We start from the raw sequence: 24,440 nt of genomic DNA on the forward strand, positions 1-24,440 counted from the left end.
TTTATCCGCCGGAGCCGACTACCCGAGCCCAATGAGCGAGTCACGCGACACCCGGGAGTTCTGCCCGCGCTGTGGCGACCCGGTGCCCGAGCGCGAGGAGCCGCTCCCGGGCGAGCCGCGCGAGCGCGACCGCGTGCTCTGTGACGCCTGCTACTTCGCGGACTTCGAGTTGGTCGACGCGCCCGACCGCGTCGAGGTGACCGTCTGTTCGCACTGCGGCGCCGTCCACCGGGGCAACCGGTGGGTCGACGTCGGCGCGCGCGACTACACCGACGTCGCCGTCGACGAGGTGTCGGAGGCGCTGGCGGTCCACCTCAAGGCCGAGGAGATCCGCTGGGGCGTCGAGCCCGAGCAGGTCGACCAGAACACGATCCGGATGCACTGTACGTTCTCGGGCGTCGTCCGCGACACCCACGTCGAGGAGACGGTCGTCGTCCCCGTGAAGATCTCTCGGGGCACCTGCGACCGCTGCGGCCGCATCTCGGGCGGGAGCTACGCCGCCGAGGTGCAGATCCGCGGCCGCGAGCGCGTCCCGGACCCCGCCGAGCAGTCCCGCGCCGTCGAGATCGCCGAGTCGCTCGTCGCCGAACGCGAACAGGACGGCGACCGCGAGTCGTTCGTCACCGAGATCGTCGACCAGCCCGAGGGAAAGGACGTGAAGCTCTCCACCAACAAGCTGGGCAAGGCGGTCGCCACTCAGATCACCGAGGAGTTGGGCGGCAGCTACACCGAGGCGCCGACGCTCGTCACCGAGGACGGCGACGGCAACGAGGTGTACCGCGTCACGTTCGCGGTGCGCCTGCCGAAGTTCCGCCCGGGCGACGTCATCGACCCCGACGACGGCGACGGCCCGGTGCTGGTGCGCTCGGTCCGCGGCAACCTCAAGGGCGTGCGCCTGGCGACGGGGGAGCCGTACGAGGCGCGCTTCGAGGAGGGGGAGACCCCGGACGCCGAGCAGGTCGGCACGGTCGACGACGCCGTCGAGACGACGGTCGTCACCGTCGAGGACGACAACGCGGTGCAGGTGCTCGACCCCGAGACGTACGAGGCGGTGACGATCCCCCGCCCGCCGGGCGTGGCCGCGGACGCCGCCGCCGTCGACGTGGTGAAGACCGACGCCGGATTGTACGTCGTGCCGCCGGAGTCGGCCGGCGACGACGCGGCGGCGTAGCGGCCGCGACGCCCGGGGCGACGCGATCCCGGCCGCCGGTCCGACCGACCAGCCAGCGGCGCCGCTGTCGACGGGTGAACTCGGGAGAAGACCGGGCCGCTCAGTCGGCGTTGACGTGCGACCGGCCGCCCGCGTCGAGCGGCGCGGGCGTCACCGGGATGCCGCGCTTGGCGCACAGGTCGTCGAACCGGTCGAGGTCGACGCCGGCCTTGCGCGCGGCCTGTGTGCGGGTGAGCGTTCCGGCAGCGAACAGCGTCAGTGCCGTGTCGACGCCGTGGATTGTCATGGTACTCCTATCTGCAAGGGGATACATAATCCTTCGTGAGATAATATGTCACTAAGGTCGGCGCGGCCGCGGGCCGTGTGGGTTCGTGATATAAGGACGTATCCGGGCGCGGCGGCGTGTGGGTACGCCTACTCCCCCCACACGTCCGAGAGGGGGTGGTCCGCCATCGGGTCGTCGTCGGTGCCGTCGCTCCCCCCGGAACGGGACCCCGACGCGGAGCCGCCCGAGGAGGAGCGCCCCGCCGACGACCGCGAGGCGGACGAGGACGACGAGCCGCCGGTGCCGCCGCCGAACCCCTTCGAGCCGCCGCCCCCGGTCGATCGGCCGGCCCCGTGGCCCGCGCCGGAGCTCGGCCCGGGGTCGGCGTCCATCCCCGCCATCGCCGCCTCGGGGTCGAACTCGGGGAGGTCCGGGGCGGTCATGCGGTCGATCTGGTCGCGGAACCACGGCGGCGTGTCGTGTTCGGCGCGCTCGAACAGGTCGAGGAGACTGGCGTCCGCGAGGTAGGTGGCGCCGTGGTCGTCTGGCGCGCGGACGACCCGGCCGCACGCCTGGATGACGGTGCGGAGGGCGGCGCGGTGGTACCACGCCCACTGGCCGTCCTCAAGTCGGGCGGCGACCCGTGAGTCGCTCGTGTTCAGGTACGGCGCCTTACACAGCACCTGCCAGCGACAGAGGTCGCCCTTCAGGTCCAGCGCCTCCTCCATCTTCACCGAGACGAACACCTCCGGGTCGTCGCTGGCCTTCCACGCCTCCAGTTGGGCGTCGCGGTCGTCGCTGTCGTGGCTCCGGACGCGCGCGCCGACGCCGAACTGGCCGAACTGCTCGACCAGCCGGCTCGCGATGGCGTAGCTGTGGGCGTGGATCAGCCCCTTCTCGTCGGGGTGGCGCGCCATCAGCCGCAGGCACAGCCGCGCGACCTTCGGGAGCGTCTCGTCGCGGTGGTCGTACGTCATCTTCCCCTGCGTCGTGTCGTACAGCGGGCGGTGCTCGACGGGGAAGGTGTGTTCCACGTCGACGAGGGCGACGTCGTCGGGGTCGAGGCCGACGCCGCGGCAGAACGACTCCTTGCTGAGGATGGTCGCCGACAGCAGCGCGAAGCGGTTGCCGCGGTCCCAGACGGTGTGTTTCAGGTACTTCTCGGGGTCCAGCGGCTTGATCGTGAGCGCGCCACCCTCGCCGTCGGGCTGGTCGACGACCCACGTCGTCGCCGAGTCGACGTCGCGGTAGTCCTCGAGGAACCACTTCAGCTCGGAGATCAGCTCCTGGAGGCGGTCGCGCCGGGCGGCCTCCTCGGGCGAGAGGTCGCCCTGCCGGAGGAGTTCGTCCTTCTCGTCGGTGCAGACGCCCAGCAGCGCCTGCGCGAACCGCGAGGTGCGCTCCAGCGGCCCGACCTCCGCGTTGTGGATGTCCGGGACGCCGACCCGGTCCCAGACGGGGACGGTCTGGGGCGACAGTTCGATGGTCGCGTACATCTCGGCCCACTCCGCGAGGCCGTGGGCCTCGTCGACGACGACCACGTCGCGCTTGCGGAACACGTCGGAGCCGGCGGTCTGCATGAAGTACGCGAGCGTCATCGCCGCGATGGGGCGGTTCGAGGCGATGGCGCGGTCGGAGTAGTACGGACAGCGGTGCTGGATCGAGCAGTCGTAGCCGCGCCGGCGGGCACACGGCGCCCGGTTGACGGGCGTGTCCTCCTCGCCGGGGAGGACGCAGTCGTAGTTGGACTTCCCCCGGATCACGTTGAGGTCGTCGAGCAGGTCGTCCTCGGCGACGTCGTCGAGCTGCGACACCTGCGGCGTCGTGTAGTACGCGCCGGTCGCCTCCGAGGGGCTGGCCTCCTCGACGCGGCGGGCGGCGCCGGCGATGGCGCGCGCGAGCAGCGACTTGCCGCTCCCGGTCGGCGCGCGCACGAGCACGACGCGGTTGCCGGCGGCGAACGCGTCCGTGATGTCGGCCAGCGCCCGCTCTTGGGTGCCGCGGAAGGAGGGGGCGGGGAACTCCGAGACGATCCGGCTGGGGTCCACAGTACGGCCGAACGGACCGCCGCGGCGGGCGTAAGCGTGTCGGATGGCTGCACGCTCGCGCCCGGGTCGCGGCCCGTCGTCGCCCGGCTACTCGTCGGCCGCGGGGAGCGACTCGACGTGGGCGCGCGTGACCTCCTCGTCGTCGGGGAGGGCGTCGATGCAGTCGTAACACAGGAAGTGCTCGGAGCCGTCCGCGAGTTCGAGCGTCAGCCCGTCCGTGCTCCCGGCCTCGAACGACCACAGATCGCCGATCCCCCCGCCGAGACGGACCCGCCGGCCGCAGCCGTCACAGCGCTGCTTGCTCATACCGGCCGTCGGTGCGCCGGGGCGATAAACGCGCGGCTCCGCCGCCGGCGCCGGTCGTCGCCGGTCGCCCCCGGCCGCCGCTTCCCGCCCGCCCGCAGCCGGGGACAGGTTCTTGCCCGCCGACCGTGTCCGCAAGCGACACATGGAGGTGAACTGCGAGGGGTGCGCCGGCTGCTGCATCGACTGGCGGCCGCTTGGCGCGCCCGACGACCGCGAGCGCGAGGGGCGCTACCGCGCGCTCGACGACACCTACCACATGGTCCCGCTGTCGCGCGACGAGATCCGGGGGTTCCTCGCGGACGGCCTCGGCGACGTGCTCGTCCCCAGACTGTTCGCGACCGACGGCCCCCGCCACGCCGAGGTGGACGGCCACCGCGTCGCCGCCATCGACGGCCGGCCGGCGTTCCTCGTCGGCCTCCGCAAGTCGCCCAAGCCGGTCGCGCCGTTCGGCGGGGAGCGCGTCTGGCTCGACGCCTGCGCGTTCCTCGACCCCGACACGCTCCGGTGCCGGATCCACGACACCGAGCGGTACCCGGAGCGGTGTCGGACGTACCCGGGCCACAACCTCGCGCTCGACGCCGACACCGAGTGCGAGCGCGTCGAGCGCGTCCACGGCGCCCCCGGCGAGCGCCTCCGCGACGACGCGGTCCCCGCGGACCTCCCGCCGCCGCCCCTGCGCCCCGGCGCGCTCGGCTCGACGGTGTTCCTCCACCCCGACCCCGCCGCCCTCGACGGGGCGGTCGGGCGGCTCGTCGACGGCGCGGCGACCCCCGAGGACCGCGCGACGTTCGTCGCCGCGGCGGCGGCGTCGGCCCCGGGGACGGTCGACGTGAACCGCGACCGGTTCGAGCGCGAGCGCGAACGGGCGCTCGCGGCCGACTCGTGGGCGGGCGCGGCCGACGGCGAGTGGCGGTCGGCGGCCGGCGAGCCCGGGTCGGCCGCCGTCGACGCCCCCGCCCCCGCCGCCGTCGAGGAGGCGCGCGGGGCGCCCCCGACCGACGCGTGGGACGACGGGGGTGAGCCGGCGCGGTCGGACCGCCCCGGACCGCCCAGAACCGGACCAAGGGTTATCGGGGCACGTGTGGATGTGGACGGTATGCGTGTCCTCGTGACCGGCGCCACCGGCTTCGTGGGGAGCCGCCTCGTGCCCGCGCTGCTGGCGGCGGGCCACGAGGTGGTCGCCCTCGTCCGCGACGCCGACCGCTACGACGCTCCCGACGGCGTGCGCGTGCTGGAGGGCGACCTCCTCGCGCCCGACGACGTGCGCCTCGCCACCGGCCCCGGCGAGACGAGCACCCAGCCGCTCGGCCGGTGGCTCGCCGCGCTCGACTGCGACGCCGCCTACTACCTCGTCCACTCGATGGGCGAGGGCGACGACTTCGCCGAGGCGGACCGCCGCGCGGCGACCGCGTTCGCCGACGCCGCCGGCGCCGGCGGCCTCGACCGGGTGGTGTACCTCGGCGGCCTCGGCGACGAGGAGGAGGAACGCCTCTCCGAGCACCTCCGGTCGCGCCGCGAGGTCGCGCGGATCCTCGGCGAGGGCGAGTACGACCTGACGACCCTGCGGGCGGCGGTGATCGTCGGCGACGGCTCCGCCAGCTTCGACATCGTCCGACAGTTGGCCGGCCGCCTCCCGGTGATGGTCACGCCGCGGTGGGTCCGCACCGAGTGCCAACCGATCTTCGTCGACGACGTGGTCGCGTACCTCGTCGGCGTGCTCGACGCCCCCGAGACGGCCGGCGGCACCTACGACATCGGCGGGCCGGACGTCCTCACCTACGAGGAGATGCTGCGGCGCACCCGCCGCGCGCTGGGCGGGCGCCTGTACGTGATCCCCGTGCCCGTGCTCACGCCGCGGCTCTCCTCGGGGTGGGTCCGCCTCGTCACCGACGTGCCCGACGGCGTGGTCGACCCGCTCGTCGACGGCCTCCGCACCCCGGTCGTCGTCGGCGACGACGCCATCCGGGAGCACGTCCCGGTCGAGTTGACGCCGTTCGACGAGGCGCTCCGCCGCGCGCTGGAGCGCGGCGACGACTCATCCGACCCGCCCGGCGACGGCCGGTCCGACCCGGGTTCGGGGTCCGCGGACGACGCCGACGGCGCGGACGACGCCGACCGGGACTCGGAGGCGGAGCCGGGGGTCTCCGCGTGACAGCGCCGCCCGCGGAGGGCGGCGCACACGGCGAGGGCCCCGCCGACGGCGCGATCGACCCGGTCGACCGCGAGCCGCGACCCGCCTACGGCGAGGCGTGGGTGTACGAGAGCATCGTCGGCGCGCTCCCGGGCGCGAGCCTGTCGCGGCCGGCGGCGATCGGGCTCCAGATCGTCGTGTTCGAGGTCGGCGTGCTGCTGTTCGCGTGGCTGTACGACCTCTGGGCGGCGGTGCCCGCGGGGACCGCCGCCGTCGGCGTCGCCGCCGTCGGGAGCTACTTCATGCTGAAGCTGGGCGGCGAGAACCGGCGCCTCGACGTGGCCGAGACGTACTACCGCCTGCTGTTCGGGTCGAGCATCGAGGTGGTGCTCGCGGTGCTGGCGTTCATCGCGCTCGTCACCCACCTGTTCGTCACCGACCCGGCGACGGTCGGCGAGCCGTCGCCCGCGGCGGCGCTGCTCCCGTTCCAGGTGGCGACGGCCGAGACGCCGCTCGTCGACGACCTGTTCGGCGCCGAGCCGCCGACGCCGGTCGTGTTCCTCGCGCTGTTGGTCCTGTGGGACCTCTGCTACCGGATCGGCACGTCGTGGTGGACCGCGGTCGTCTCCCTGTACCGGGAGATCCGGCTGTCGCCGGGCCCGGGGACCAGACTCCGCTTCCGCCGGCTCGACGCGTTGAACGTCGGCTTCGCGCTCGCCCAACTCGCGCTGGTGCCGTTCATCGCCGACCGGCCGGTGCTGTTGCTGGCGATGTGCGGGCACGTCGTGGCCGTCACCGCCGTCTCCGCGACGGCGATCGCGCTGTCGCTGGCGGCCGAGTGAGACCGGAGAAGTCCGAGCGGGGTTACTCGCCTTTGATCGTCTTGAACTGGTCGAGGAGTGCCTCGGCCGACTCGCCGGAGTCGTACGTCACGCGGCCGCGATACTCGCTGCGCTCCTCCGCGAAGTCGCCGTCGACGCGCGCCTTCTCCTCCCGGCGCTCGTGCTCGTCCTCGTCGTAGGCACCCATTGACATGGTACGGTATCACGTAGCAAATTGAGTGTAATATATGTGTCGGTCGTTCACACGGTTCCGGGCGTGAAGCGAAGCCGTCCGCGGGCCGAGCGGTGGGTTGAAACCGCGGGACCGATGATATCGGTCGTGGCACGCCCGCTTCGGTTCAGATACGCCCCCGGCACGTGGTCGGCGTCCCGGGTCCGCGACGACCTCTACCGACCCCTCGACGACAACCTCGGGGCGACCGAGCGCGACCCGTGGTTCGCGCCGCCCTCCGGCTACGAGGCCCGCCGCTTCGACATGGACGACGGCAGCCTCGCGCTGTTCTGTTGGACGGCCGACGGCGACGGCCCGGCCGGCGTCGGGGGCGGTCCCGGCGCCTACTGGCTCGGCAACACGGAGACGCCCTCGACGCTGTGGCGCACCGACAAGTACGCCCTCGCCGACGTCCCGTTCCCCGTGACGCGGTGGGCGGAGCGGGAACTGCTCGCCGTGTTGTACGAGGACGAGCCGTGGTTCGAGGACTTCCCGCACCTCGCGTGGTACTTCCTCCCCGTGTTGTGCTCGAAGGACGGGTCGGGGACGACCCGGGAGTTCTTCCGCGAGCACGCGGCGGGGTTCCCCGACGCCGACCGCTTCGACGCCCTGGGCTTCTACGAGCAGTTCCTCGCGACCGGCGTCATGGACGACGAGCGCGAGGAGATGGCGAGCAAACTCGGCACCAGCGAGTACCTCGACATCACCCGGATGACGGCGACGATGGGCGAGTTCGACGTGGCCCGCCTGCTCGTGAACGCCGGCTACGACATCGAACCGGAGATCGAGGTGACGACCGACCACGTCATCGACTTCCGCGCGACCCGGCCGGACGGCACCTCGACGCTGGTCGAGGTGACGCGGCCGGTCGCGCCCAACCGACGCTCGGCCGGCACGCCCTCCGCCGCCGTCCGCGACACCGTCGAGACGAAGACGAGCGGCCAGCTGGAGGCGCACGGCGGCGGGATCACGCTGTTCGTCGACTGCTCGTCGTTCCCCGACGACGACTGGTTCGCCGTCCGCGGCGAGCGCCCCGAGGTGGGTCACCGGCCCGCCGTCGTGTTCCGCTCGCGGCCCGACGGCCGGACGGAGGCGTACAAGAAGGGGAGCGTGCCGCTCGATCTGGACGCGGCGCTGGAGTGGGTGTAGCGAACGGAGAACCGCCCGGGAACGGGTGACTGAGCCGGGTGCCGGGCGGTGCCGGCGGCGGGTCGCGCGACGGTGGCGGCCGTCGCCGGCGGTGCCCCCGCGCTCAGAACGAGACGGGGTCCGGACCGTCCTCGCCGACGGTCGGGGCGTCGCGGTCGCTGTAGAAGCGACGACCGACCGCCTCGTGGCCGACCCCGCCCCACAGCGTCATCATCACGTCGTCGGCGGAGTGGAACGTCTCCGCGCCGAGGCGGCCGAGTACCGCGCCGAGCGTCTCCGTCCCGTCCTGGAGGTCGATACGGGTGTCGCCGTACGCGTCGATGAGTTCGCCGCTCGTCGCGGGGTACTCGTGGGCCGATAGGTCGTCTTCCGTGCCGTTCAGGCGCATCAACGGATCGAAGCGGCCGATAGTATGTAACGATTGTCCATGTACGACCTTCGTGAGGTGGGTAGACTATAACGTATTATAATGTCCTTTTATCGCGTGTCGTCGGCCGGTTCCGCGGCGTCGGACGGCCGTCGCGACGGTCGCGGACGACCGGAACGGCCTTCCCGCCGGGTCGCCCCCGATCCGACGATGGTCACCGCGGACCTCCACGCCCACACCGTCGTCTCCGACGGGCAGTTCACCCTCGACACGCTCACCGCGGCGGCGCGGCGCGCCGACCTCGACGCCGTCGCCGTCACCGACCACGACCGGATCCACCCAGACCTCGGCGCGCCGGTGTGCGTCCGCGACGGCGTTACGGTCGTGCGCGGCATCGAACTGCGCGTCGACACCGGGCCGGACGGCGAGCGCGTCGACCTGCTCGGCTACGGCGTCGGCGGCGAGGCGGCCGCCCCCGGCGCCGAGGACGCGCTCCGCGCGGAGTGCGACCGCCTGCAGGCGGACCGCCGCGAGCGCGGCCGGCGGATGGTCGAGCGGGTGGAGGCGCACCTCGGCGTCGACCTCGGCCTCGAACCGCGGGCGGGACTGGGTCGGCCCCACGTCGCCCGCGCCATCGACGAGAGCGACGCCGACTACGACTACCGGGGCGCCTTCGAGCACCTCATCGGGAACGACGGGCCCTGTTACGTCCCGCGGTCGGTGACGCCGGTCGCGGAGGGGGTCGAGCTCCTGTCCGGCGCCTGCGCCGTCGTCGGCCTCGCGCACCCGTTCCGGTACGACGACCCCGCGGCGGCGTTCGACCTCTGCGTCGCGCACGACCTCGACGCCGTCGAGCGGTTCTACCCGTACGGCGAGGGGGTCGACGACGACCCCGCCCGCGTGGAGGCGCTGGCGCGCGACCACGACCTGCTGCTCACCGGGGGGACCGACGCACACGGCGAAGAACTGGGCGTCGACGGCCTCGACGCCGCCCGCTGGACCGCGGTGCGGGACCGCTTGCCGGAGGCGCGGGGTTAAGTACGACCGGGCGCCTTCTGTGGGTATGCAGTGTCACTACTGCGACCGGGAGGCCGCCTACGCCGCCGAGCGCGGCGGCATCAAGGTCGGGCTGTGCGAGTCGCACTTCCGCGACCGCGTCGAGGAGCTCGCCGAGAGCGAGGGGCTCGAAGCCATCCGAGAGCAGGTGGACGTGACACAGACCGACCGGGAGTCCTGACCGGCCGGTCCGTCCCCGCCGCCGTCACCCCTCCCCCGTCGGATCGTCCGTCGCCGTCCACTCGTGCGCCAACAGGCCGTAGCGAAGCGTGTCGCGGCGCCGCCCGTCGCGCACGCTGTCCTCGCGGAGTCGCCCCTCCTGGGTGAACCCGACGCGCTCCAACAGCCGGCTCGAGGCGTCGTTGCCCTCGTACACGCGGGCCGTGATCCGGTGGAGCGCGCGCTCGTCGAACGCGTAGCCACACAGCAGCCGCACCGCCGCCGTGGCGTAGCCGTGCCCCTCGGCGTCCGGGACGAGCCAGTAGCCGACCTCCGCGACGCCGCGGCGCGGGTCCTCGTCGAACAGGAAACAGAGGCCGACGGGGTCGCCGTCGACGCAGATCAGGAGGGTGACGCCGTCGTCGCCGCGGACGACCTCACTGCGGTACGCCGTGACGTCCTCGGCGGTCAGCGGTGCGAACTCGCCCATCGGGTCGCGGAAGCGGGCGCGGTTGCGGTGCTCGTGGAGGAACGCCTCGTCGGCTTCCTCGACGGTGTGGAGGGCGACGCGCTCGCCGACGAGAAACGCGGGACCGGGCATGGGTCGCGCTCACCCGTCGGGGGCAAAAAGCCACCGTCGGTGCGAACGCCCGCGGCGCGGCGCCCCGCTCACCACAGCAGGTCGACGCCGAACACGTACAGCGCCGCCAGCGCCGCCTCGAACACCAGCGTCCCGGCCGCCGACAGCACGGCGAACCGCCGCACGTCCATCTCCGCGAGCCCCGCGGGGACGGTGAGCATCCCGCGCGTGAACAGCAGCGAGTTCGACACGGGGACGACCACCTGTCCCCAGCGGTCGAACCAGCCGTCGAACTTGTCGAGGCGCTCCTCGCTCACGCGGAACCACCGTTTCTGGAGGAGCCACTCGCGGCCGCCGCGCTGGGCGACGACGAACAGCGCCGTCTGGCCCACGGTCGCGCCGAGCACCGCGACGGCGAGCACCGCGACGACGGTGTCGGCCGAGTGACCGAACAGCAGCAGCGAGCCGGGGACGATCAGCTCGCTCGGCATGAAGTACATCAGCATCGCGCCCTCCAGCACGAAGACGGCGAACAGGACGACGAGCGCGTACTCCGAGGCCAACAGCGACTCCAGCCACGGGGGCATCGCGCCGAGCTGGAGGGGTGAGCGCGTCACGCCGACGGCTTGCCAGTCGGCCGATATAGGGCTTGTGTCATTCGTCGCCCGCCGGGAGCGGCGGCCGTCGCCGACGCGGCGGCGCCGGCCGGCCGCGCCGCGAACGCGGCCTTTAGGTCCGACGCGGGCCGACGTGGCCCCATGTTCCCGACCGATCGGCCCCGCCGCCTCCGGACCGACGGCGTGCGGCCGCTCGTCGCCGAGACGAGCCTCTCGGCGTCGGACCTGATCGCGCCGGTGTTCGTCGACGCGACCGCCGACGAGCGCGTCGCCATCGAGTCGATGCCCGGCCACGAGCGCGTCCCCGTCGACGAGGCGGTCGCGCGTGTCGAGGAGGTGCTGGCCGCGGGCGTCGAGGCCGTGATGGTGTTCGGCATCCCCGAGGCGAAGGACGCGGTCGGCTCGCGCGCGTACGCCGCCGACGGCGTCGTCCAGCGCGCGGTGCGCGACATCTCGGCGGAGACCGACGCGTACGTCATCACCGACGTCTGCATGTGCGAGTACACCGACCACGGCCACTGTGGCGTCGTCGAGGACGGCGCCGAGACGGACCCCACCCTCACGGTGAAGAACGACGAGACGCTCGACCTGCTCGCGGAGACGGCCGTCTCCCACGCCGAGGCGGGCGCGGACATGGTCGCGCCCTCCTCGATGACCGACGGGATGGTCGGCGCCATCCGCGCGGGACTGGACGACGCGGGGTTCGCCGAGGTGCCGATCATGAGCTACGCGGTGAAGTACGAGTCGTCGTTCTACGGGCCGTTCCGCGACGCCGCCGACGGCGCGCCCGCCTTCGGCGACCGCCGCCACTACCAGATGGACCCCGCCAACCGCCGCGAGGCGATGCGGGAGGCACGAGCCGACGCGGAGCAGGGCGCGGACGTGCTGATGGTGAAGCCGGGGCTGCCGTACCTCGACGTCGTCCGCGACGTACGCGAGGGGTTCGACCGCCCGGTCGCCGCGTACAACGTCTCCGGCGAGTACGCGATGCTGCACGCCGCGGCCGACCGCGGCTGGCTGGATCTGGAGGCGACCGCCCACGAGTCGCTGCTGTCGCTGAAGCGCGCGGGCGCGGACCTGATCCTCACGTACTTCGCCGAGGACGTGGCGGAGTCGCTGTAGGCGCGGCCGCCGGCGCCCCGACCCCGAGAACACGAACCGTTTTACCGCCCTCCGACACACCCACGGGCATGCACCGGCCGGCGGTCCCCGACCCGTACATCGAGGAGGTCGCCCAGCGCACCGACTTCACGGTCGACGACGTGCGCATCGGCCTCCGCGTCCTCCACGACGCCGTCCAGTCGCGGATCGACGAGCAGTACCGCCGCGCCCGCGACGACGACGCGCCGAACCACCTCCTCGCCGACGACGCCGACTCCGCGTGGTTCGCGTTCGCCTTCGCCGACCTCCGCGCCGAACTCGAGGCGGCGGGCTACGAGATGGACGCCGACCTCCTCGCGGCCGTCGCCGCGGTGAACATGACCGTGTTCCAGGAGGTCCACGACCGTACCGTCTCGTTCCCCCGGGACCTGGCCGACCGCAGCGACACGCCGTTCTTCTACCCCGTGTACGTCGCCAAGCCCGACTGGTGGCGCGAGGCCGAGACCCGGACGCTCCGCGCGCTCGTCGGGCTCCTCGAAACCGGCTCCTCGCCCGCCGCGGCGCTCGACGCGTGGGCGGTGACCCTCGCCGGCGTGGACCCCGACGAGTGGGCGGCGATCCGCGGCGTCGAGGCCGACCGCGTCCGCGACAACGCCGCGAGCGCCCCCGACCCCGCGCCCGAGGCGGCCGACGGCCTCCGCGCGGAGGCGCGCGACGGCGTCCCCGACGGCCCGTACGACCCCGCGACCGACCGGCTGTTCGTCCCGACGACCGACCAGCTCGCGGCCGCGAAGGAGGCCGAGGCGGCCGCCGAGCGGGACGGGACCGCCGACACGACCGACGGCGACGCGGCGCCCGACGCGGATCCGGTCCCCGAGCCCGAGCCCGACCCAGACGAGCCCTCGGCCGACACGCCGCCGACCGACGCGGACCCCGACCCGGACCGGCTCGGCGACATCGACCCGACGGACCTGCTGGCGGGGAGGTCGACGTGGCCGACCTCCCGGCGTACGCGGTGCAGGGCGACGACGAGGGCGAGGGCGGAGGCGGCGCGGCCGACGCCGACGCGGACGGCCGACTGATCGACGGCGCGGCCGCGTTCGAGCGCGACGCCGGGCGCGGCGAGGGCGACGACGACCGCGACGGCCGCGGCGACGACAGGTAGATACCCCCGGCCGGCCTCCGTCGAGGTATGACCGACTGGCGTGCGGTGGCGTGGGGGACGCTGGTGTTCCTCGTCGTCGCGGCGTTCGGCACGGCGATCCCGGTCGTCGGACAGATCGGGGCGGGACTGCTCGGCGGCGCCGTCGCGGGCTACCTCGCCGGCGGCGGCCTCGGCAACGGCGCGTACCACGGGCTGATCGCGGGGTCGGTGACCGGCGTCGCGTTCACGGTGCTGTTCGCGCTGTTCGGCGGCCTGCTCGGCCTGGCGGCCGGCCCGCTCGGGGGCTGCTCGGCGGCGCGGGCGTCCTGCTGGTGGGCCTCGTCGTCACCGTCGTGTTCGCGGTCGACTCGGCCATCGCCGGCGCCGTCGGCGGCGTGCTGGCGGAGTAGACGCCCGGCGACCGATCAGCGGTCGAGGTACTCCTGCTGGATCGCGACGACCTCCGAGGAGTCGCCACACTCGGCGTAGCGCCGCAGCGGCTCCTCGTTGAGTTCGAGGAACGTCTCGCCCCACGTGAACTTCGCGAGCACGCGCTCGGCGTGGTCGCGCTCGCCGAGGATACACAGCGCGGCGGCGAACGCCTCGACGGTCGTCAACTGCATCGGCCGCCCGAAGTTCACGGGGTTGGCGGCGACGAGGTACGGGAGCGCGCGGTGCTCGCCGGGGAGCGAGAAGCGCGCCTCCCCGGCCGACTCCCACGAGCAGTCAAGCGCGACGAGCGTCTCGCCCGCCTCGCGGTCGGCGGGCGACAGCGCCCGCTCGGCGTGGGGGTTGAGCACGACGCCGTACGGCGTCGCCCGGTCCGACCGGTGGAGCTCGGCCAGGTCGAACCGGGCGAGCTTCCGGGCCGTGCACTTGTCGGGGTCGTCGTCGCCCTCGTACCGGACGTGCAGGTCCACACCGAGCGCAGGCGACGCCGGCGAATAAGCGCCCCGGAGCGCGGCCGTGTCGACCGGTCGCGCCGGTCGTCCGAAGCCCAACACCCGGCGACGCGGACCGCGACTTACTCCTTCTCGCCGGCGCCGACGGCGCTCTCGCCGATCTTCTCGCTCCCCTCGATGACCTCACGGCCGCCCATGTACGGGCGGAGCGGCTCGGGCACGTCGACCGTGCCGTCGTCGTTCTGGTAGTACTCGAGGATCGCGACGACGACGCGGGGGACGGCGACGCCCGAGCCGTTGAGCGTGTGGAGGTACTCGGCGCTCTCGTGGCGCTCGGGGCGGAAGCGGAGGCCCGCGCGGCGCGCCTGGAAGTCGCGGAAGTTCGACACCGACGACACCTCCAGCCAGCGGCCGCCCTGCTCGGGGCCGTCGTCCATGTCGTCGCCGGGCGCCCACACCTCGATGTCGTACTTCTTCGCCTGCGTGAAGCCCAGATCGCCCGTACACATCTCGAGGATGCGGTACGGGAGGTCGAGCCGCTTCAACACCTCCTCGGCCTCGGCGACGAGCCCCTCGAACCGGTCGTCGCTGTTCTCCGGGCGGACGAAGTTGACGAGTTCGACCTTGTTGAACTGGTGGACGCGGACGATCCCGCGCGTCTCGGTGCCGTGTTCGCCGGCCTCGCGCCGGAAGTTCGGCGAGTACGCCTGGTGTTTGACCGGGAGGTCGTCGTCGAGCAGGATCTCGTCGCGGTACATGTTGGTGACGGGCACCTCCGCGGTCGGGAGCAGCCACAGGTCGTCGTCGCGGATCTCGTCGTGGTTCTCGTCGCCGATGCGGTAGGCGTCGTCGACGAACTTCGGGAACTGGCCGGTGCCCTCCATCGACTTCGAGCGCACCGGGATCGGCGGGAACACGTCGGTGTAGTCCTGTTCGCGGTGGACCTCGAGGAAGAACTGGATCAGCGCGTGCTCCAGCATCGCGCCCTCGCCCTTGGCGAAGTAGAAGCCGCCGCCCGACACCTTCGCGCCGCGGTCGAAGTCGAGGACGTCGAGGTCCTCGCCCAGATCGTAGTGGGGGATCACCTCGTCGGGCAGCTCGCGGAGGTCGTCGAACCCCTCACGGCGCACCTCGACGTTCTCCGACTCGTCGTCGCCGACGGGCACGTCGTCGTCGGGGATCTGCGGGACGTGCAGCATCGCCTCGTGGAGTTCGTCCTCCAGTTCGTCGGCCCGCTCCTCGACCTCTCGGATCTCGGCTTTCAGCTCGCCGCTGCGGTCGATCGCCTCCTGGGCCTCCTCCTCTTTGCCCTCCTGTTTGAGCCGGCCGATCGTCGACGACACCTCGTTGCGCTCGTGGCGCAGCGTGTCGCCGCGCCCCTTCAGCTCGCGCCACTCCTCGTCGAGTTCGAGGAGTCGGTCGAGGTCGACGTCGACCCCCTTGTTCTCGATCCCCTCGCGTACCTCCTCCGGGTGCTCGCGGAGGAACTGCCTCGAAATCATACCCGGTGGTTCCGAGGGTTCGGCCTAAACCGTGTCGGGTCCGCGTGACGCCGTCGCAGAGCGTGCTCCGGGTCGGGCGGCGGTCCCCGGGACCGCGAACACAGGGGGACGGTTCCCGAGCGCCCCCGTCCGCGGCCCGGACGGCCGTCGCTCGCCCGCCTCCACACGCGAAAATCGGCGACCGGAACGGCGGCCTACCGGCTGAACTCGATCGCGGCGCCCTGCCCGAAGCCGACGCACAGCGACGCCAGCCCGCGGTCGACGTCGCGCTTGATCATCTCGTGGATGAGCGTCACCGGGAGCCGCGCGCCGGAGGCGCCCAGCGGGTGGCCCAGCGCGATGGCGCCGCCGTTGACGTTGTAGATGTCCTCGTCGATGCCGAGTTCGCGGCGGGTGTACTCACACTGGGAGGCGAACGCCTCGTTCACCTCGACCAGCCCGTAGTCGTCGATGTCGGTGCCCGCGCGCTCCAGCAGGCCGCGCGTCGCGGGGACCGGGCCGATACCCATGACCGTCGGGTCGACGCCGGCGACGTTGTTCGTGCCGACCTCCGCGAGCACCTCGAGGCCGTGCTCGTCGGCGAACTCCTTCGAGCAGACGAGCGTGGCGGCGGCGCCGTCGGTGATCTGCGAGGAGTTGCCCGCGGTGACGGAGCCGTCGCCGGTGAACGCCGGGGACAGTTCCGCGAGCGTCTCGACGCTCGTGTCGCGGCGGATGCCCTCGTCCTCGGTGACGACGCCGTCGGCGGTCTCGATCGGGACGATCTCGTCGTCGAAGCGCCCCGAGTCCGTCGCCTCGGCGGCGCGCCGGTGCGAGCGCACGGCGAACTCGTCTTGCGCCTCGCGGCTCACGTCGTGCTCGTTGGCGACCTTCTCGGCGGTCATCCCCATCTGGAGCTGGAAGACGTTGTACTTCTCCGACAGCTCCGGGTGGAGGTGCTGGTAGGAGTCGCCGTCCATCGGGACGTTGCTCATCGACTCGACGCCGCCCGCGACGATGCACTCGCGGTTGCCCGCGGCGACGGCGTCCGACGCCGAGATGACCGACTGCATCGAGGAGGCGCACCAGCGGTTGATCGTCGTCGCGGGCGTCCCCTCGCCCAACTCCGAGAGCAGGGCGATGACGCGCGCGACGTTGTTGTCCTGCTGGCCGCGCTGTTGCGCGACCCCCCACATGAGGTCGTCCACGGCGTCGGGTGCGAGGTCGTGTTCGTCGAGGATGTGGTCGATGAGCGCCACCGAGAGGTCCTCGCTGCGGACGTCCTCGAAGACGCCTCCCTGTCGACCGAACGGGGTGCGGTACGCGGCCGCGATGACGGGCGTTGCCATACCCGACCTCGGCGGTCGATCCTGATAAATCCGGGAGAACCTCGCACCCGTTTCGCCGCGTTGGGGCGGCGTCGCCCGCGACGAGTCGGTCGCGGCGACACGCCGCGTCTCCGGGGCTTCGACGCGCTTAACAGCCTCCGGCGGCAACGTCGCGGGGATGAGTGACCCGGCAGGGGACGTGGTCGAGCTTCTCGTGACCGTCCACCGGTACAACGAGGACCGCGACCTCGACGCCGACGACCTACCGCCGCGGTACCGCCGCGTCTTCTGGAGCGAGTCGCCGGAGGACGAGGAGGGACCGGGCGGCGTGGAGCGCCCGCTCCACGTGACCGAATCGACCGCGAAGACCGCCACCGGCGTCGAACGCCCGTGGGAGGCGATCTCGGACCTCCTGTTCACCGAGCGCCGGGACTTCTCCGGCGAGATCGCGCTCTCCCAGCCCGAGATGGGGGTCGACTGGCTCCTCGAGCGCGTCGACGACGACGACCTCCTCGACAACCCCGTGCTCGCGGCGCTCGCGACCGACCCGGACGTCGACCACGAGCGCGACTTCGGGGTCACCCACGCCGAGGCGCGCGAGGAGAACCGGCCCGTGCGCGCCGACCGGGTGTGGATCGACGCGCTGCTGGGCGAGTACTTCGACGAGGAGGAGGACGCCGAGATGCTCGATCTCGTCACGGTGAAGGCGCCCGAGGAGATCGAGATGACGCTGCAGGACCTCGTGCTCACCACCGACCAGGAGGGCGAGATCCGCAAGCTGATGAAGGCGATCGAGCACCGCGAGTACCTCGCGCGCATCGGCCTACGCGAGATCGGGAAACTGCTGTTCGTCGGCCCGCCCGGCACGGGCAAGACGACCGCCGCCCGCGCGCTCGCCCACGAGCTCGGCCTCCCGTTCGTCGAGGTGAAGCTGTCGATGGTGACGAGCCAGTACCTCGGCGAGACCGCCAAGAACGTCGAGAAGACGTTCGAGGTCGCCAAGCGCCTCGCGCCGTGTATCCTCTTCATCGACGAGTTCGACTCCGTCGCCAAGACGCGCAAGTCCGACGAGCACGCCGCCCTCAAGCGGGCGGTCAACACCCTCCTGAAGAGCATCGACGACATCTCGCTCGTGCGCGACGAGGTGCTGCTCATCTCGGCGACGAACCACCCCGACCAGCTCGACGCGGCGGCGTGGCGCCGCTTCGACGAGATCGTCAACTTCCCGAAGCCCGACCGGCAGATGCGCTCGGACATCCTCCGCGTCATCACCCGGCAGATGGAGATCGCCGACTTCGACCCCGACGAGGTCGCCGAGCGCACCGAGGGCCTCACCGGGAGCGACCTCCGGCTCGTCATGCGCGAGGCCGTGCTGGAGGCGCTCACCGAGGAGCGGATGTCCATCACGCAGACGGACATCATGGACGCGGTGCAGGACTTCGAGGAGCGGGACAACCTCAAGAACATGGACATGATCGACGGCGAGGGCGCCGAGGTCGTCGGCGACGGCGGGGGCCACGACCACGACCACGATCACTCGCACGATCACGACCACTCGGACGACGACTGAGTCCGGCCGCTCACTCCGCTTCGACTACGGTTCGTTCGACGATGTCGAGGTTCTCGTCCAGAACGACCTGCAGTCGGTCTCCCTCGATATCGATGTGGCTACGAACTCGAAGCGGCTCGCGCTGGAAGGACTCGACCGTACAGTCGACGTCCTCGGTCCACAGTAGCGACGTCCAATCGACACCGCGCTCCGCGCAGAACGCCCAGACGACCTCCTTCGTCCGCAACACGGCGTCGACGTTGGTGACGAAGAACCACGAGCACTCCAGACACGAGGTGTGCACCGTCAGGTCTTGGTGGCGCATGCCGGAATCCGCCCAGTGATCCGAGGCGAGATCGAACGTCGACTCGGCCCTGCCACCGCAGTACGGGCAGAGACCGTGGAACATCGAGTTGTGGTCCCGGCGGAGCCGTAATTCGAGCGACTCGAGGACTGTCTCCGGTGCTCGAGGGTCGATGTGTGACGGGTCGACCGGATATCTGAACGTCCGATCCCCACACGTGTGGCACCCGAGATTCCCCCGCCCGTCGGTGTACCATGCCTCGAGATCGTCGCCGCAGGACCCACAGGGGATGTCCACATCGAACGGCTCGACTTCCACCTCGGGGCCGCTCCGGTGCGCGATCACCGCCTGATACGCCCGGATACCGGCGAGCGTGAGCGTGTACCCCTCCGCGGTCTTCTCGACGAACTCGTCGCGCAGTTCGTCGAGGTGGTACGTCAGCCGGCTGCTGTCGTCGACGTCGGCGGCCCGCTGGATCTCGGAGAACGCCAGCGTCGCGTACCCGCCGGCGCCGCTCGCGTCGCCCAGCGCCGTGATGACGCGCAGGCGGACCTCGTTCGCCAGCAGTTCGAACGTCCGCCGGGAGGGGTGGTCGTCGCCCATCACCCTGCGGAGGCGACTGGCGTAGAGATACCTTTCGGTCGCCACGAGTTTCGCCCGACGGCTCGGCCCGGAGAACCTCGCCGCCGTTCGTCGTGGCCTCGCGTCGCTCGGCCACGCGCGCTCTGTGGGCGGCTCGGCCCGAGACCTCGCCGCCGTTCGTCGTGGCCTCGCGTCGCTCGGCCACGCGCGCTCCCGACACGGCTTAGTCGCCCCTCCACCTCCCCCCGGTAGATGCGCGTCACGCTGCTCGGCACGGGCGACACCACCGGCACGCCCACCGTCGGCTGCGACTGCGACACCTGCGCGGCGGCGCGCGAGCGCGGCGTCGAGCGCTCCCGCTTCTCGGTCCACGTCGCGAACGAGCGCACCGGCGAGTCGCTGCTGATCGACTGTTCGCCGGACTTCCGCCACCAGTTCCTCACGAACGACGTGCCCCTCCCCGACGCCGCCGTCGTCACCCACATCCACTTCGACCACCTCGACGGCCTCGGCAACGCCTACCGCCTGTTCGACGACCTCCCGGTGTACGCGGCGGACGAGGTCGACCCCGCCACGGGGGAGTCGGTCGCCGACACGATCCGCTCGAAGTACGACTACCTCGACCGCATCACCGTCCGCGACGTGCGCCCGCTGGAGCCGACCCGGGTCTGCGGGCTGGACGTGACGCTCGTCCCCGTCGACCACCCGCCGTTGATCTGTTACGGCGTCGTCGTCGAGGACCCCGAGACGGGGGCGAAACTGTCGATCTCCGGCGACACGAGCTACGACGTGCCCGCCGCCTCGCGCGCGGCGCTCGCCGACCCGGACCTCCTCCTCGCCGACGGCATCGTCCCCGCGCGCTTCTGCGAGTACCACCCGCTCGGGGGGAAAGACGAGGGGCCCGACGGCACGCCGTACACCTTCGGCACCAAGCACATGACCCGCGAGGGGGCGCTGGCGTTCGCCGAGGAACTCCGCGCGGGGACGACCCGGCTGGTCCACACCGCCCACTACTACCCGCCCGACGAGGCGTTCGCGGAACCGCTCGCGGTCGACGGCGAGACGTACGACCTGTAGCGACGCCGGATCCACGGCGTTTATCTCGACGATACGTCTGGTGAGTGTATGCCCCTCCACGACGCCATCGGTCGGTTCGACGACGCGCACGTCGTCCGGATGCTCACCCTCTGGTTCGCGGTCGCGACGTTCCTCGAAGTCGCCTCCGACGGCGGCTCGGCGGTCGAGACGGCCGTCGGGGTCGTCGCGCTCTTGCTCCTGTGGGCGATCCCGATCCACCTCCTCGTGGCGCTGCTGCTGACGGTCGACGGGGCGACCGGCGAGACGACCACCGAGTGACGCCGCCGGCGGTCTGGCGGTCGGCCAGATTCCGGCGTCTGTTCAGATCCCGGCGCTCGTTCCGGTCCCGGCGCGTTCCAGCGCCGCGGGAAGGTATTTGGGCGTCCGACCCCTAACCGGGCTAACTTGAACGTCCGTTCGACACGAGCCGCGACCCTCGTCGCCGCCTGCCTGCTCGTCACGTCGGTCCTCGTCCCGTTCGTCGGCGTCGCCGGCGCGGTACCCGACGCCCGCGTCTCGATCACCGACGCGACCGTCACCCCCGCGACGCCGACCGCCGGCGCGCCGATCACCGTCGCGGCGACCGTCCGCCTCTCGGCGGGCAGCGCCTCCGCGGCCGACCTCGACCGCGTCCGCGTCGTCGACGGCGACGGCGACGTGCTGGGGGAGGCGACCGGGCTCGGCACGCTCTCGCCCGGCGAGACGCTCACCGTCCCGGTCACGCTCACCGTCGACGAGCCGGGCGCGTACGACCTGTCGGTCGTCGCCGCCGTCTCCGACAGCGACGACGAGACCGCCACCGCCCGGTACCCCTCTCGCTCGCCGTCGAGCGCGGCGCCCCGCAGGTGGAGGTCGCGGCCGACGGCGCGGTCGCCGGCGCCGACTCCCCGGTCGAGGTGACCGTCTCGAACCCGACGACCGCCGCGTTGCGCGACCTCACCGTCACCGTCGTCGACCCCGGCGACGGCGAGCGCGTCCGGCGCACCGTCGCGACGCTGGCGGCCGGCGCGAGCCAACAGCTCAACTTCTCGGTCCGCCCCGACGCCGCCGGCGAGGCGGCCGTCGCCGTCCGCGTCGACTACACCACGGCGGCCGGCACCCGCGCGACCGTCACCCACGAACGGCCCGTGACCGTCGCGGCGCTGTCGGCGGACGCCGGCGTCCGCGTGACTCGGTCGACCGGCGACGGCGGCGGCGTCGCGGCCGGCGGGGGCGGCGCGGCCGGCCTCGCGGGCATCATCGGTGGCGCGGGCGGCGGGGGCGGCGCGCTCCAGGGCGGCGACGACGAATCGTCGGGCGACGGCGCCCGCGTCGACGTGACGGTCACCAACTTCGGCAACGCCGCCGTCGACGGCGTCGTCCTCGTCCCGCGCGGCGACGACGGCACCGTCGTCGCGGCGGTCGGCCGCGTCGCCGTCGCGGACACGCTCGCGCCCGGCGAGTCGGAGACCGTCACCGTCGACCTCTCGAACGTGGAGACGGCGGGCGACCTCTCGTTCGTCGCGACGTACGACCTCGCGGGCGAGCGGCGCGAGGCGGCCGCCGGCTACGACTTCCGGCCGAAGCGCGGCGCCGTCGAACTGACCGGCCTCAACGTCACCGTCCGCGACGACGGCCGCGTCGCCATCGGCGGCAACCTCGGCAACGTCGGCGGCGGCGAGGTGACGGGCGTCGTCGTCGGCGTCGCCGACGGCGAGTTCGCCGCGCCCGCGTACCCCCAGCGCGACTACTTCGTCGGCACCGTCGGCGCCAGCGAGTTCGCCCCGTTCCGCGTCACCGCCCGCGTCGACGCCGCGAACGCCTCCACCGTCCCCGTGCAGGTGGCGTACACGACCGGCGACGACCGCGTGACGACCGTGATCGAGGTGCCGCTCCCCGAGGACGACGCCCCGGCCCGGCGGGTCGGCGCGTTCGGCGGCCTCGGCGCGCTCGGGGGCGTCCTCTTGGCGTTCGGGCTCGCCGTCCCCGCGGCGGTCGGGCTGCTCGCCCGCCGGTACCGATGAGCGACGACCCGGCCGCGAGCGAGGCCGAGCGCGTCGTCGGCGACGGCGCGAGCGACGCCGCGGGGGCGGTCGCCGGCGCGGTCGACGACGGGGCGGTCGCCCCGTCGGACCCGGACGCCCGCGTCAGCGCCGCCGAGTTGGCCGCCCGCGAGCCCGACCCGACGACGGCGCCGCTGCGGCTCGTCGACGTGACGAAGCGCTACGAGGGCGGCGGCGGCACCGTCACCGCGCTGTCGCACGTCGACTTCGCGGTGAACGCCGGCGAGGTGATCGCCGTCATCGGCCCCTCGGGCTCCGGCAAGTCGACGATGCTGAACCTGCTGGGCCTGCTCGACGACCCCACCGAGGGGCGCGTCGAACTCCACGGCACGCCGGTCGCGGGCCGCTCCGAGCGCGAGCGCACGGACGTGCGCCGCGAGACCATCGGCTTCGTGTTCCAGGACTTCCACCTGATCCCCACCCTCTCGGCCGTCGAGAACGTCCGGCTCCCGACCGCGTTCCTCCCGGGCGACTACACCGACCGCGCGGTCGACCTGCTCGAACGCGTGGGGCTCGGCGACCGCCTCGACCACACGCCCGACGAACTGTCCGGCGGCCAGAAACAGCGCGTCGCCATCGCCCGGTCGCTGATCAACGAGCCGGACGTGTTGCTCGCGGACGAGCCGACGGGCAACCTCGACCGCGACACCGGCGTCTCCGTGCTCGAGGAGATCCGCAGCATCGCCCGCGGCGGCGTCGGCGTCGTCGCCGTCACCCACGACGACCTCGTCACCGACTACGCCGACCGCACCGTCGAGCTGGTCGACGGCGTGCTGGAGGAGACGGATGGCTGACGGCGCCGCGCGCGAGCGCGTCGCCGACCTCGCGGACGCGCTCGACCGCCGGTTCCCGGCCGTCTCGCTGGCCGCGCGCAACCTCTCGCGCCAGCGTCTCCGCGCGGGGCTGGCCGCCCTCGGCATCGTCATCGGCGTGTTCGCGGTCGTCTCGCTGGGGATGCTCGGCACGGCCCTGCAGGGCGCCGCGACCGAGGAGTTGGGCGGCCTCGGGAATCAGGTGATCGTCAGCCCCGCGCCCGAGACGGAGTCGGACGTGTTGAACGGGCGCGACCTCGCGGTGATCGAGCGGGCGGCGGCCGGCCGCGGCGAGGTGGTCCGGCTGAAGTCGACCGGCGCGACCGTCTCCGGCGCCGGCGGGCGGACGTTCGCACAGGTGTACGGGACCACGAACCCGGCCGCGCTGTTCGGCGACGCGCCGGGCGTCCCCGACTACCACCGGCAGGGGCGCTCGTCGGCGCCGACGTCGCCGGCGCGCTCGACCTCCGCGTCGGCTCGCAGGTGACCATCGAGGGCAACGCCTACCGCGTCGTCGCCGTCCTCCCCGAGCAGTCGAGCATCACGCCGCTGCGGGCGGACTCGGCGGTCGTGCTCCCGCCGGGGGAGTTCGCCACCGACGGCTTCTCGCAGGTGGTCGTGCAGGCGAACTCCGGCGGCGACGCCGAGGCGATCGCCGGCGAGGTGCGCGACGGGCTCAACACCCGCGAGCGCCGCGTGTCGGTGTTCTCGTTGACGAGCGTGCTCGACCGCATCACGGAGTTCTTCGCGCTGCTCAACGGCTTCCTGCTCGCCGTCGCGGGCGTGTCGCTCGTCGTCGCGGGCGTCTCCATCTTCAACGTGATGCTGATGACCGTCTCCGAGCGCCGCGGCGAGATCGGCGTGCTCCGGGCGGTCGGCATCCACCGCGACCAGGTGTTGCGCACCCTGCTCGTCGAGGCGACGCTGTTGGGCGTCGGCGGCGGCGCCCTCGGGGTCGTGCTCGGCACCGTCGGGGTGGTCCTCGTCGCGCTCAACACCGACCTCCCGCTCGACGCGGTGCTCGTCCCGGCGAACGGGCTCGTCGCGCTGGGGGCGTTCGCCTTCGGCGCGACGGTCGCGCTCGTCGGGGGCCTCTACCCGGCGTACCGCGCGGCGTGGGAGCCGCCCGTGGAGTCGCTGCGCGGGTGACCGCGCGGCGGCCCTCGCCCCCGTCCGCCCGGCCGCGACCCGGCGCCGTCGGGGACGCTCGATACCC

At 72.8% G+C, this 24,440-nt stretch carries 27 protein-coding genes and 3 pseudogenes; 19 read left to right on the top strand and 11 right to left on the bottom strand.

Going from position 1 to position 24,440, the window contains the following annotated elements; translation table 11 throughout:
* Nucleotides 1–31 precede the first annotated feature (31 nt).
* Nucleotides 32–1,171, top strand: a complete 1,140-nt coding sequence (locus P0R35_RS13415) for a 60S ribosomal export protein NMD3 (RefSeq protein ID WP_284012945.1) — start codon at nucleotides 32–34, stop codon at nucleotides 1,169–1,171.
* Nucleotides 1,172–1,271: 100 nt separating this feature from the next.
* Here the strand turns inward: P0R35_RS13415 and P0R35_RS13420 are convergent, their stop codons facing one another.
* The 3 genes from P0R35_RS13420 to P0R35_RS13430 all read right to left on the bottom strand — a co-directional run bounded on the left by P0R35_RS13420 (nucleotide 1,272) and on the right by P0R35_RS13430 (nucleotide 3,790).
* Entirely contained in the window at nucleotides 1,272–1,457 is a 186-nt protein-coding gene (locus P0R35_RS13420) for a DUF7317 family protein (protein ID WP_284012946.1), read from the bottom strand.
* Nucleotides 1,458–1,585: 128 nt separating this feature from the next.
* A complete protein-coding gene (locus tag P0R35_RS13425) occupies nucleotides 1,586–3,484 on the bottom strand; it encodes a helicase C-terminal domain-containing protein (protein WP_284012947.1) in 1,899 nt (632 codons plus the stop codon).
* A gap of 87 nt (nucleotides 3,485–3,571) precedes the next feature.
* Nucleotides 3,572–3,790: a DUF7561 family protein gene (locus P0R35_RS13430; protein ID WP_284012948.1), complete on the bottom strand. Its 219-nt coding sequence runs from the start codon at nucleotides 3,788–3,790 to the stop codon at nucleotides 3,572–3,574.
* Nucleotides 3,791–3,932: 142 nt separating this feature from the next.
* On the opposite strand from P0R35_RS13430, the pseudogene P0R35_RS13435 reads away from it, so the two are divergent.
* The 3 genes and pseudogenes from P0R35_RS13435 to P0R35_RS13445 all read left to right on the top strand — a co-directional run.
* Nucleotides 3,933–4,799: pseudogene (locus P0R35_RS13435) on the top strand (YkgJ family cysteine cluster protein); the annotation flags it as partial.
* 87 nt (nucleotides 4,800–4,886) lie between these two features.
* A complete protein-coding gene (locus P0R35_RS13440) occupies nucleotides 4,887–5,942 on the top strand; it encodes an NAD(P)H-binding protein (RefSeq protein ID WP_284014646.1) in 1,056 nt (351 codons plus the stop codon).
* Nucleotides 5,943–5,995: 53 nt separating this feature from the next.
* Nucleotides 5,996–6,763 carry a DUF7530 family protein gene (locus P0R35_RS13445; protein ID WP_284014647.1) on the top strand — a complete coding sequence of 256 codons (768 nt, stop codon included), beginning with the start codon at nucleotides 5,996–5,998 and terminating at the stop codon, nucleotides 6,761–6,763.
* Nucleotides 6,764–6,785: 22 nt separating this feature from the next.
* On the opposite strand, the gene P0R35_RS13450 is transcribed toward P0R35_RS13445, so the two are convergent.
* Nucleotides 6,786–6,956, bottom strand: a complete 171-nt coding sequence (locus P0R35_RS13450; RefSeq protein ID WP_345782749.1) for a DUF5786 family protein — start codon at nucleotides 6,954–6,956, stop codon at nucleotides 6,786–6,788.
* A 126-nt stretch (nucleotides 6,957–7,082) separates the two neighbouring features.
* On the opposite strand from P0R35_RS13450, the gene P0R35_RS13455 reads away from it, so the two are divergent.
* Entirely contained in the window at nucleotides 7,083–8,123 is a 1,041-nt protein-coding gene (locus P0R35_RS13455; RefSeq protein ID WP_284012949.1) for a DUF5784 family protein, read from the top strand.
* 103 nt (nucleotides 8,124–8,226) lie between these two features.
* Here the strand turns inward: P0R35_RS13455 and P0R35_RS13460 are convergent, their stop codons facing one another.
* Nucleotides 8,227–8,511 (bottom strand): DUF5789 family protein, encoded by a 285-nt coding sequence (locus P0R35_RS13460; RefSeq protein ID WP_284012950.1) that lies wholly within the window; start codon nucleotides 8,509–8,511, stop codon nucleotides 8,227–8,229.
* 189 nt (nucleotides 8,512–8,700) lie between these two features.
* Between P0R35_RS13460 and P0R35_RS13465 the strand changes: the two genes are divergently transcribed.
* Both P0R35_RS13465 and P0R35_RS13470 read left to right on the top strand, forming a co-directional pair.
* Nucleotides 8,701–9,528, top strand: coding sequence for a PHP domain-containing protein (locus tag P0R35_RS13465; RefSeq protein ID WP_284012951.1), 828 nt, complete (start codon nucleotides 8,701–8,703; stop codon nucleotides 9,526–9,528).
* A gap of 25 nt (nucleotides 9,529–9,553) precedes the next feature.
* Nucleotides 9,554–9,727 (top strand): DUF6757 family protein, encoded by a 174-nt coding sequence (locus P0R35_RS13470; protein WP_284012952.1) that lies wholly within the window; start codon nucleotides 9,554–9,556, stop codon nucleotides 9,725–9,727.
* A 24-nt stretch (nucleotides 9,728–9,751) separates the two neighbouring features.
* On the opposite strand, the gene P0R35_RS13475 is transcribed toward P0R35_RS13470, so the two are convergent.
* Together P0R35_RS13475 and P0R35_RS13480 are read right to left on the bottom strand one after the other, a co-directional pair.
* The gene (locus P0R35_RS13475) at nucleotides 9,752–10,306 is read right to left on the bottom strand and encodes a GNAT family N-acetyltransferase (protein ID WP_284012953.1); all 555 of its coding nucleotides are present in this window, start codon (nucleotides 10,304–10,306) and stop codon (nucleotides 9,752–9,754) included.
* A 68-nt stretch (nucleotides 10,307–10,374) separates the two neighbouring features.
* Nucleotides 10,375–10,872, bottom strand: a complete 498-nt coding sequence (locus tag P0R35_RS13480; RefSeq protein WP_284014649.1) for a DedA family protein — start codon at nucleotides 10,870–10,872, stop codon at nucleotides 10,375–10,377.
* A gap of 171 nt (nucleotides 10,873–11,043) precedes the next feature.
* Here P0R35_RS13480 and hemB point away from each other — a divergent pair, with 171 nt between their 5' ends.
* The 4 genes and pseudogenes from hemB to P0R35_RS13500 all read left to right on the top strand — a co-directional run bounded on the left by hemB (nucleotide 11,044) and on the right by P0R35_RS13500 (nucleotide 13,557).
* Nucleotides 11,044–12,024: a porphobilinogen synthase gene (gene hemB / locus P0R35_RS13485; RefSeq protein ID WP_284012954.1), complete on the top strand. Its 981-nt coding sequence runs from the start codon at nucleotides 11,044–11,046 to the stop codon at nucleotides 12,022–12,024.
* A gap of 68 nt (nucleotides 12,025–12,092) precedes the next feature.
* A complete protein-coding gene (locus P0R35_RS13490) occupies nucleotides 12,093–13,085 on the top strand; it encodes a hypothetical protein (RefSeq protein ID WP_284012955.1) in 993 nt (330 codons plus the stop codon).
* The gene (locus tag P0R35_RS13495) at nucleotides 13,019–13,168 is read left to right on the top strand and encodes a hypothetical protein (RefSeq protein ID WP_284012956.1); all 150 of its coding nucleotides are present in this window, start codon (nucleotides 13,019–13,021) and stop codon (nucleotides 13,166–13,168) included. Before P0R35_RS13490 ends, P0R35_RS13495 begins: the two co-directional genes overlap by 67 nt.
* 27 nt (nucleotides 13,169–13,195) lie before the next feature.
* Nucleotides 13,196–13,557 (top strand): annotated as a pseudogene (locus P0R35_RS13500) (DUF5518 domain-containing protein).
* Between the two features lie 15 nt (nucleotides 13,558–13,572).
* On the opposite strand, the gene P0R35_RS13505 reads toward P0R35_RS13500, so the two are convergent.
* The 3 genes from P0R35_RS13505 to P0R35_RS13515 form a co-directional block, all read right to left on the bottom strand.
* The gene (locus P0R35_RS13505; RefSeq protein ID WP_284012957.1) at nucleotides 13,573–14,067 is read right to left on the bottom strand and encodes a DUF367 family protein; all 495 of its coding nucleotides are present in this window, start codon (nucleotides 14,065–14,067) and stop codon (nucleotides 13,573–13,575) included.
* Nucleotides 14,068–14,171: 104 nt separating this feature from the next.
* The gene (serS, locus tag P0R35_RS13510; protein ID WP_284012958.1) at nucleotides 14,172–15,551 is read right to left on the bottom strand and encodes a serine--tRNA ligase; all 1,380 of its coding nucleotides are present in this window, start codon (nucleotides 15,549–15,551) and stop codon (nucleotides 14,172–14,174) included.
* A gap of 194 nt (nucleotides 15,552–15,745) precedes the next feature.
* Entirely contained in the window at nucleotides 15,746–16,879 is a 1,134-nt protein-coding gene (locus tag P0R35_RS13515) for a thiolase family protein (protein ID WP_284012959.1), read from the bottom strand.
* Between the two features lie 157 nt (nucleotides 16,880–17,036).
* Between P0R35_RS13515 and P0R35_RS13520 the strand changes: the two genes are divergently transcribed.
* On the top strand, nucleotides 17,037–18,428 hold the full coding sequence (locus P0R35_RS13520; RefSeq protein WP_284012960.1) for an ATP-binding protein: 1,392 nt from the start codon (nucleotides 17,037–17,039) through the stop codon (nucleotides 18,426–18,428).
* Nucleotides 18,429–18,438: 10 nt separating this feature from the next.
* Here P0R35_RS13520 and P0R35_RS13525 read toward each other — a convergent pair whose 3' ends face one another.
* Nucleotides 18,439–19,314 (bottom strand): winged helix-turn-helix domain-containing protein, encoded by an 876-nt coding sequence (locus tag P0R35_RS13525; protein WP_284012961.1) that lies wholly within the window; start codon nucleotides 19,312–19,314, stop codon nucleotides 18,439–18,441.
* A gap of 231 nt (nucleotides 19,315–19,545) precedes the next feature.
* On the opposite strand from P0R35_RS13525, the gene P0R35_RS13530 reads away from it, so the two are divergent.
* The 7 genes and pseudogenes from P0R35_RS13530 (at nucleotide 19,546) to P0R35_RS13560 (ending at nucleotide 24,373) form a co-directional block, all read left to right on the top strand.
* On the top strand, nucleotides 19,546–20,370 hold the full coding sequence (locus P0R35_RS13530) for an MBL fold metallo-hydrolase (protein ID WP_284012962.1): 825 nt from the start codon (nucleotides 19,546–19,548) through the stop codon (nucleotides 20,368–20,370).
* A 48-nt stretch (nucleotides 20,371–20,418) separates the two neighbouring features.
* Entirely contained in the window at nucleotides 20,419–20,649 is a 231-nt protein-coding gene (locus P0R35_RS13535) for a hypothetical protein (RefSeq protein ID WP_284012963.1), read from the top strand.
* Between the two features lie 126 nt (nucleotides 20,650–20,775).
* Nucleotides 20,776–21,270: a hypothetical protein gene (locus P0R35_RS13540; RefSeq protein WP_284012964.1), complete on the top strand. Its 495-nt coding sequence runs from the start codon at nucleotides 20,776–20,778 to the stop codon at nucleotides 21,268–21,270.
* Nucleotides 21,216–22,373: a CARDB domain-containing protein gene (locus P0R35_RS13545; RefSeq protein ID WP_284012965.1), complete on the top strand. Its 1,158-nt coding sequence runs from the start codon at nucleotides 21,216–21,218 to the stop codon at nucleotides 22,371–22,373. The genes P0R35_RS13540 and P0R35_RS13545 overlap by 55 nt, the downstream gene beginning before the upstream one ends.
* Nucleotides 22,370–23,206 (top strand): ABC transporter ATP-binding protein, encoded by an 837-nt coding sequence (locus tag P0R35_RS13550; RefSeq protein WP_284012966.1) that lies wholly within the window; start codon nucleotides 22,370–22,372, stop codon nucleotides 23,204–23,206. Before P0R35_RS13545 ends, P0R35_RS13550 begins: the two co-directional genes overlap by 4 nt.
* A gap of 160 nt (nucleotides 23,207–23,366) precedes the next feature.
* A pseudogene (locus P0R35_RS13555) lies at nucleotides 23,367–23,833 on the top strand (ABC transporter permease); the annotation flags it as partial.
* Between the two features lie 219 nt (nucleotides 23,834–24,052).
* Nucleotides 24,053–24,373, top strand: a complete 321-nt coding sequence (locus tag P0R35_RS13560; protein WP_284014650.1) for an FtsX-like permease family protein — start codon at nucleotides 24,053–24,055, stop codon at nucleotides 24,371–24,373.
* Nucleotides 24,374–24,440 lie beyond the last annotated feature (67 nt).

The sequence above is a fragment of the Halobaculum litoreum genome, assembly GCF_030127125.1.
GTDB classification, from domain to species: Archaea; Halobacteriota; Halobacteria; order Halobacteriales; family Haloferacaceae; genus Halobaculum; species Halobaculum litoreum.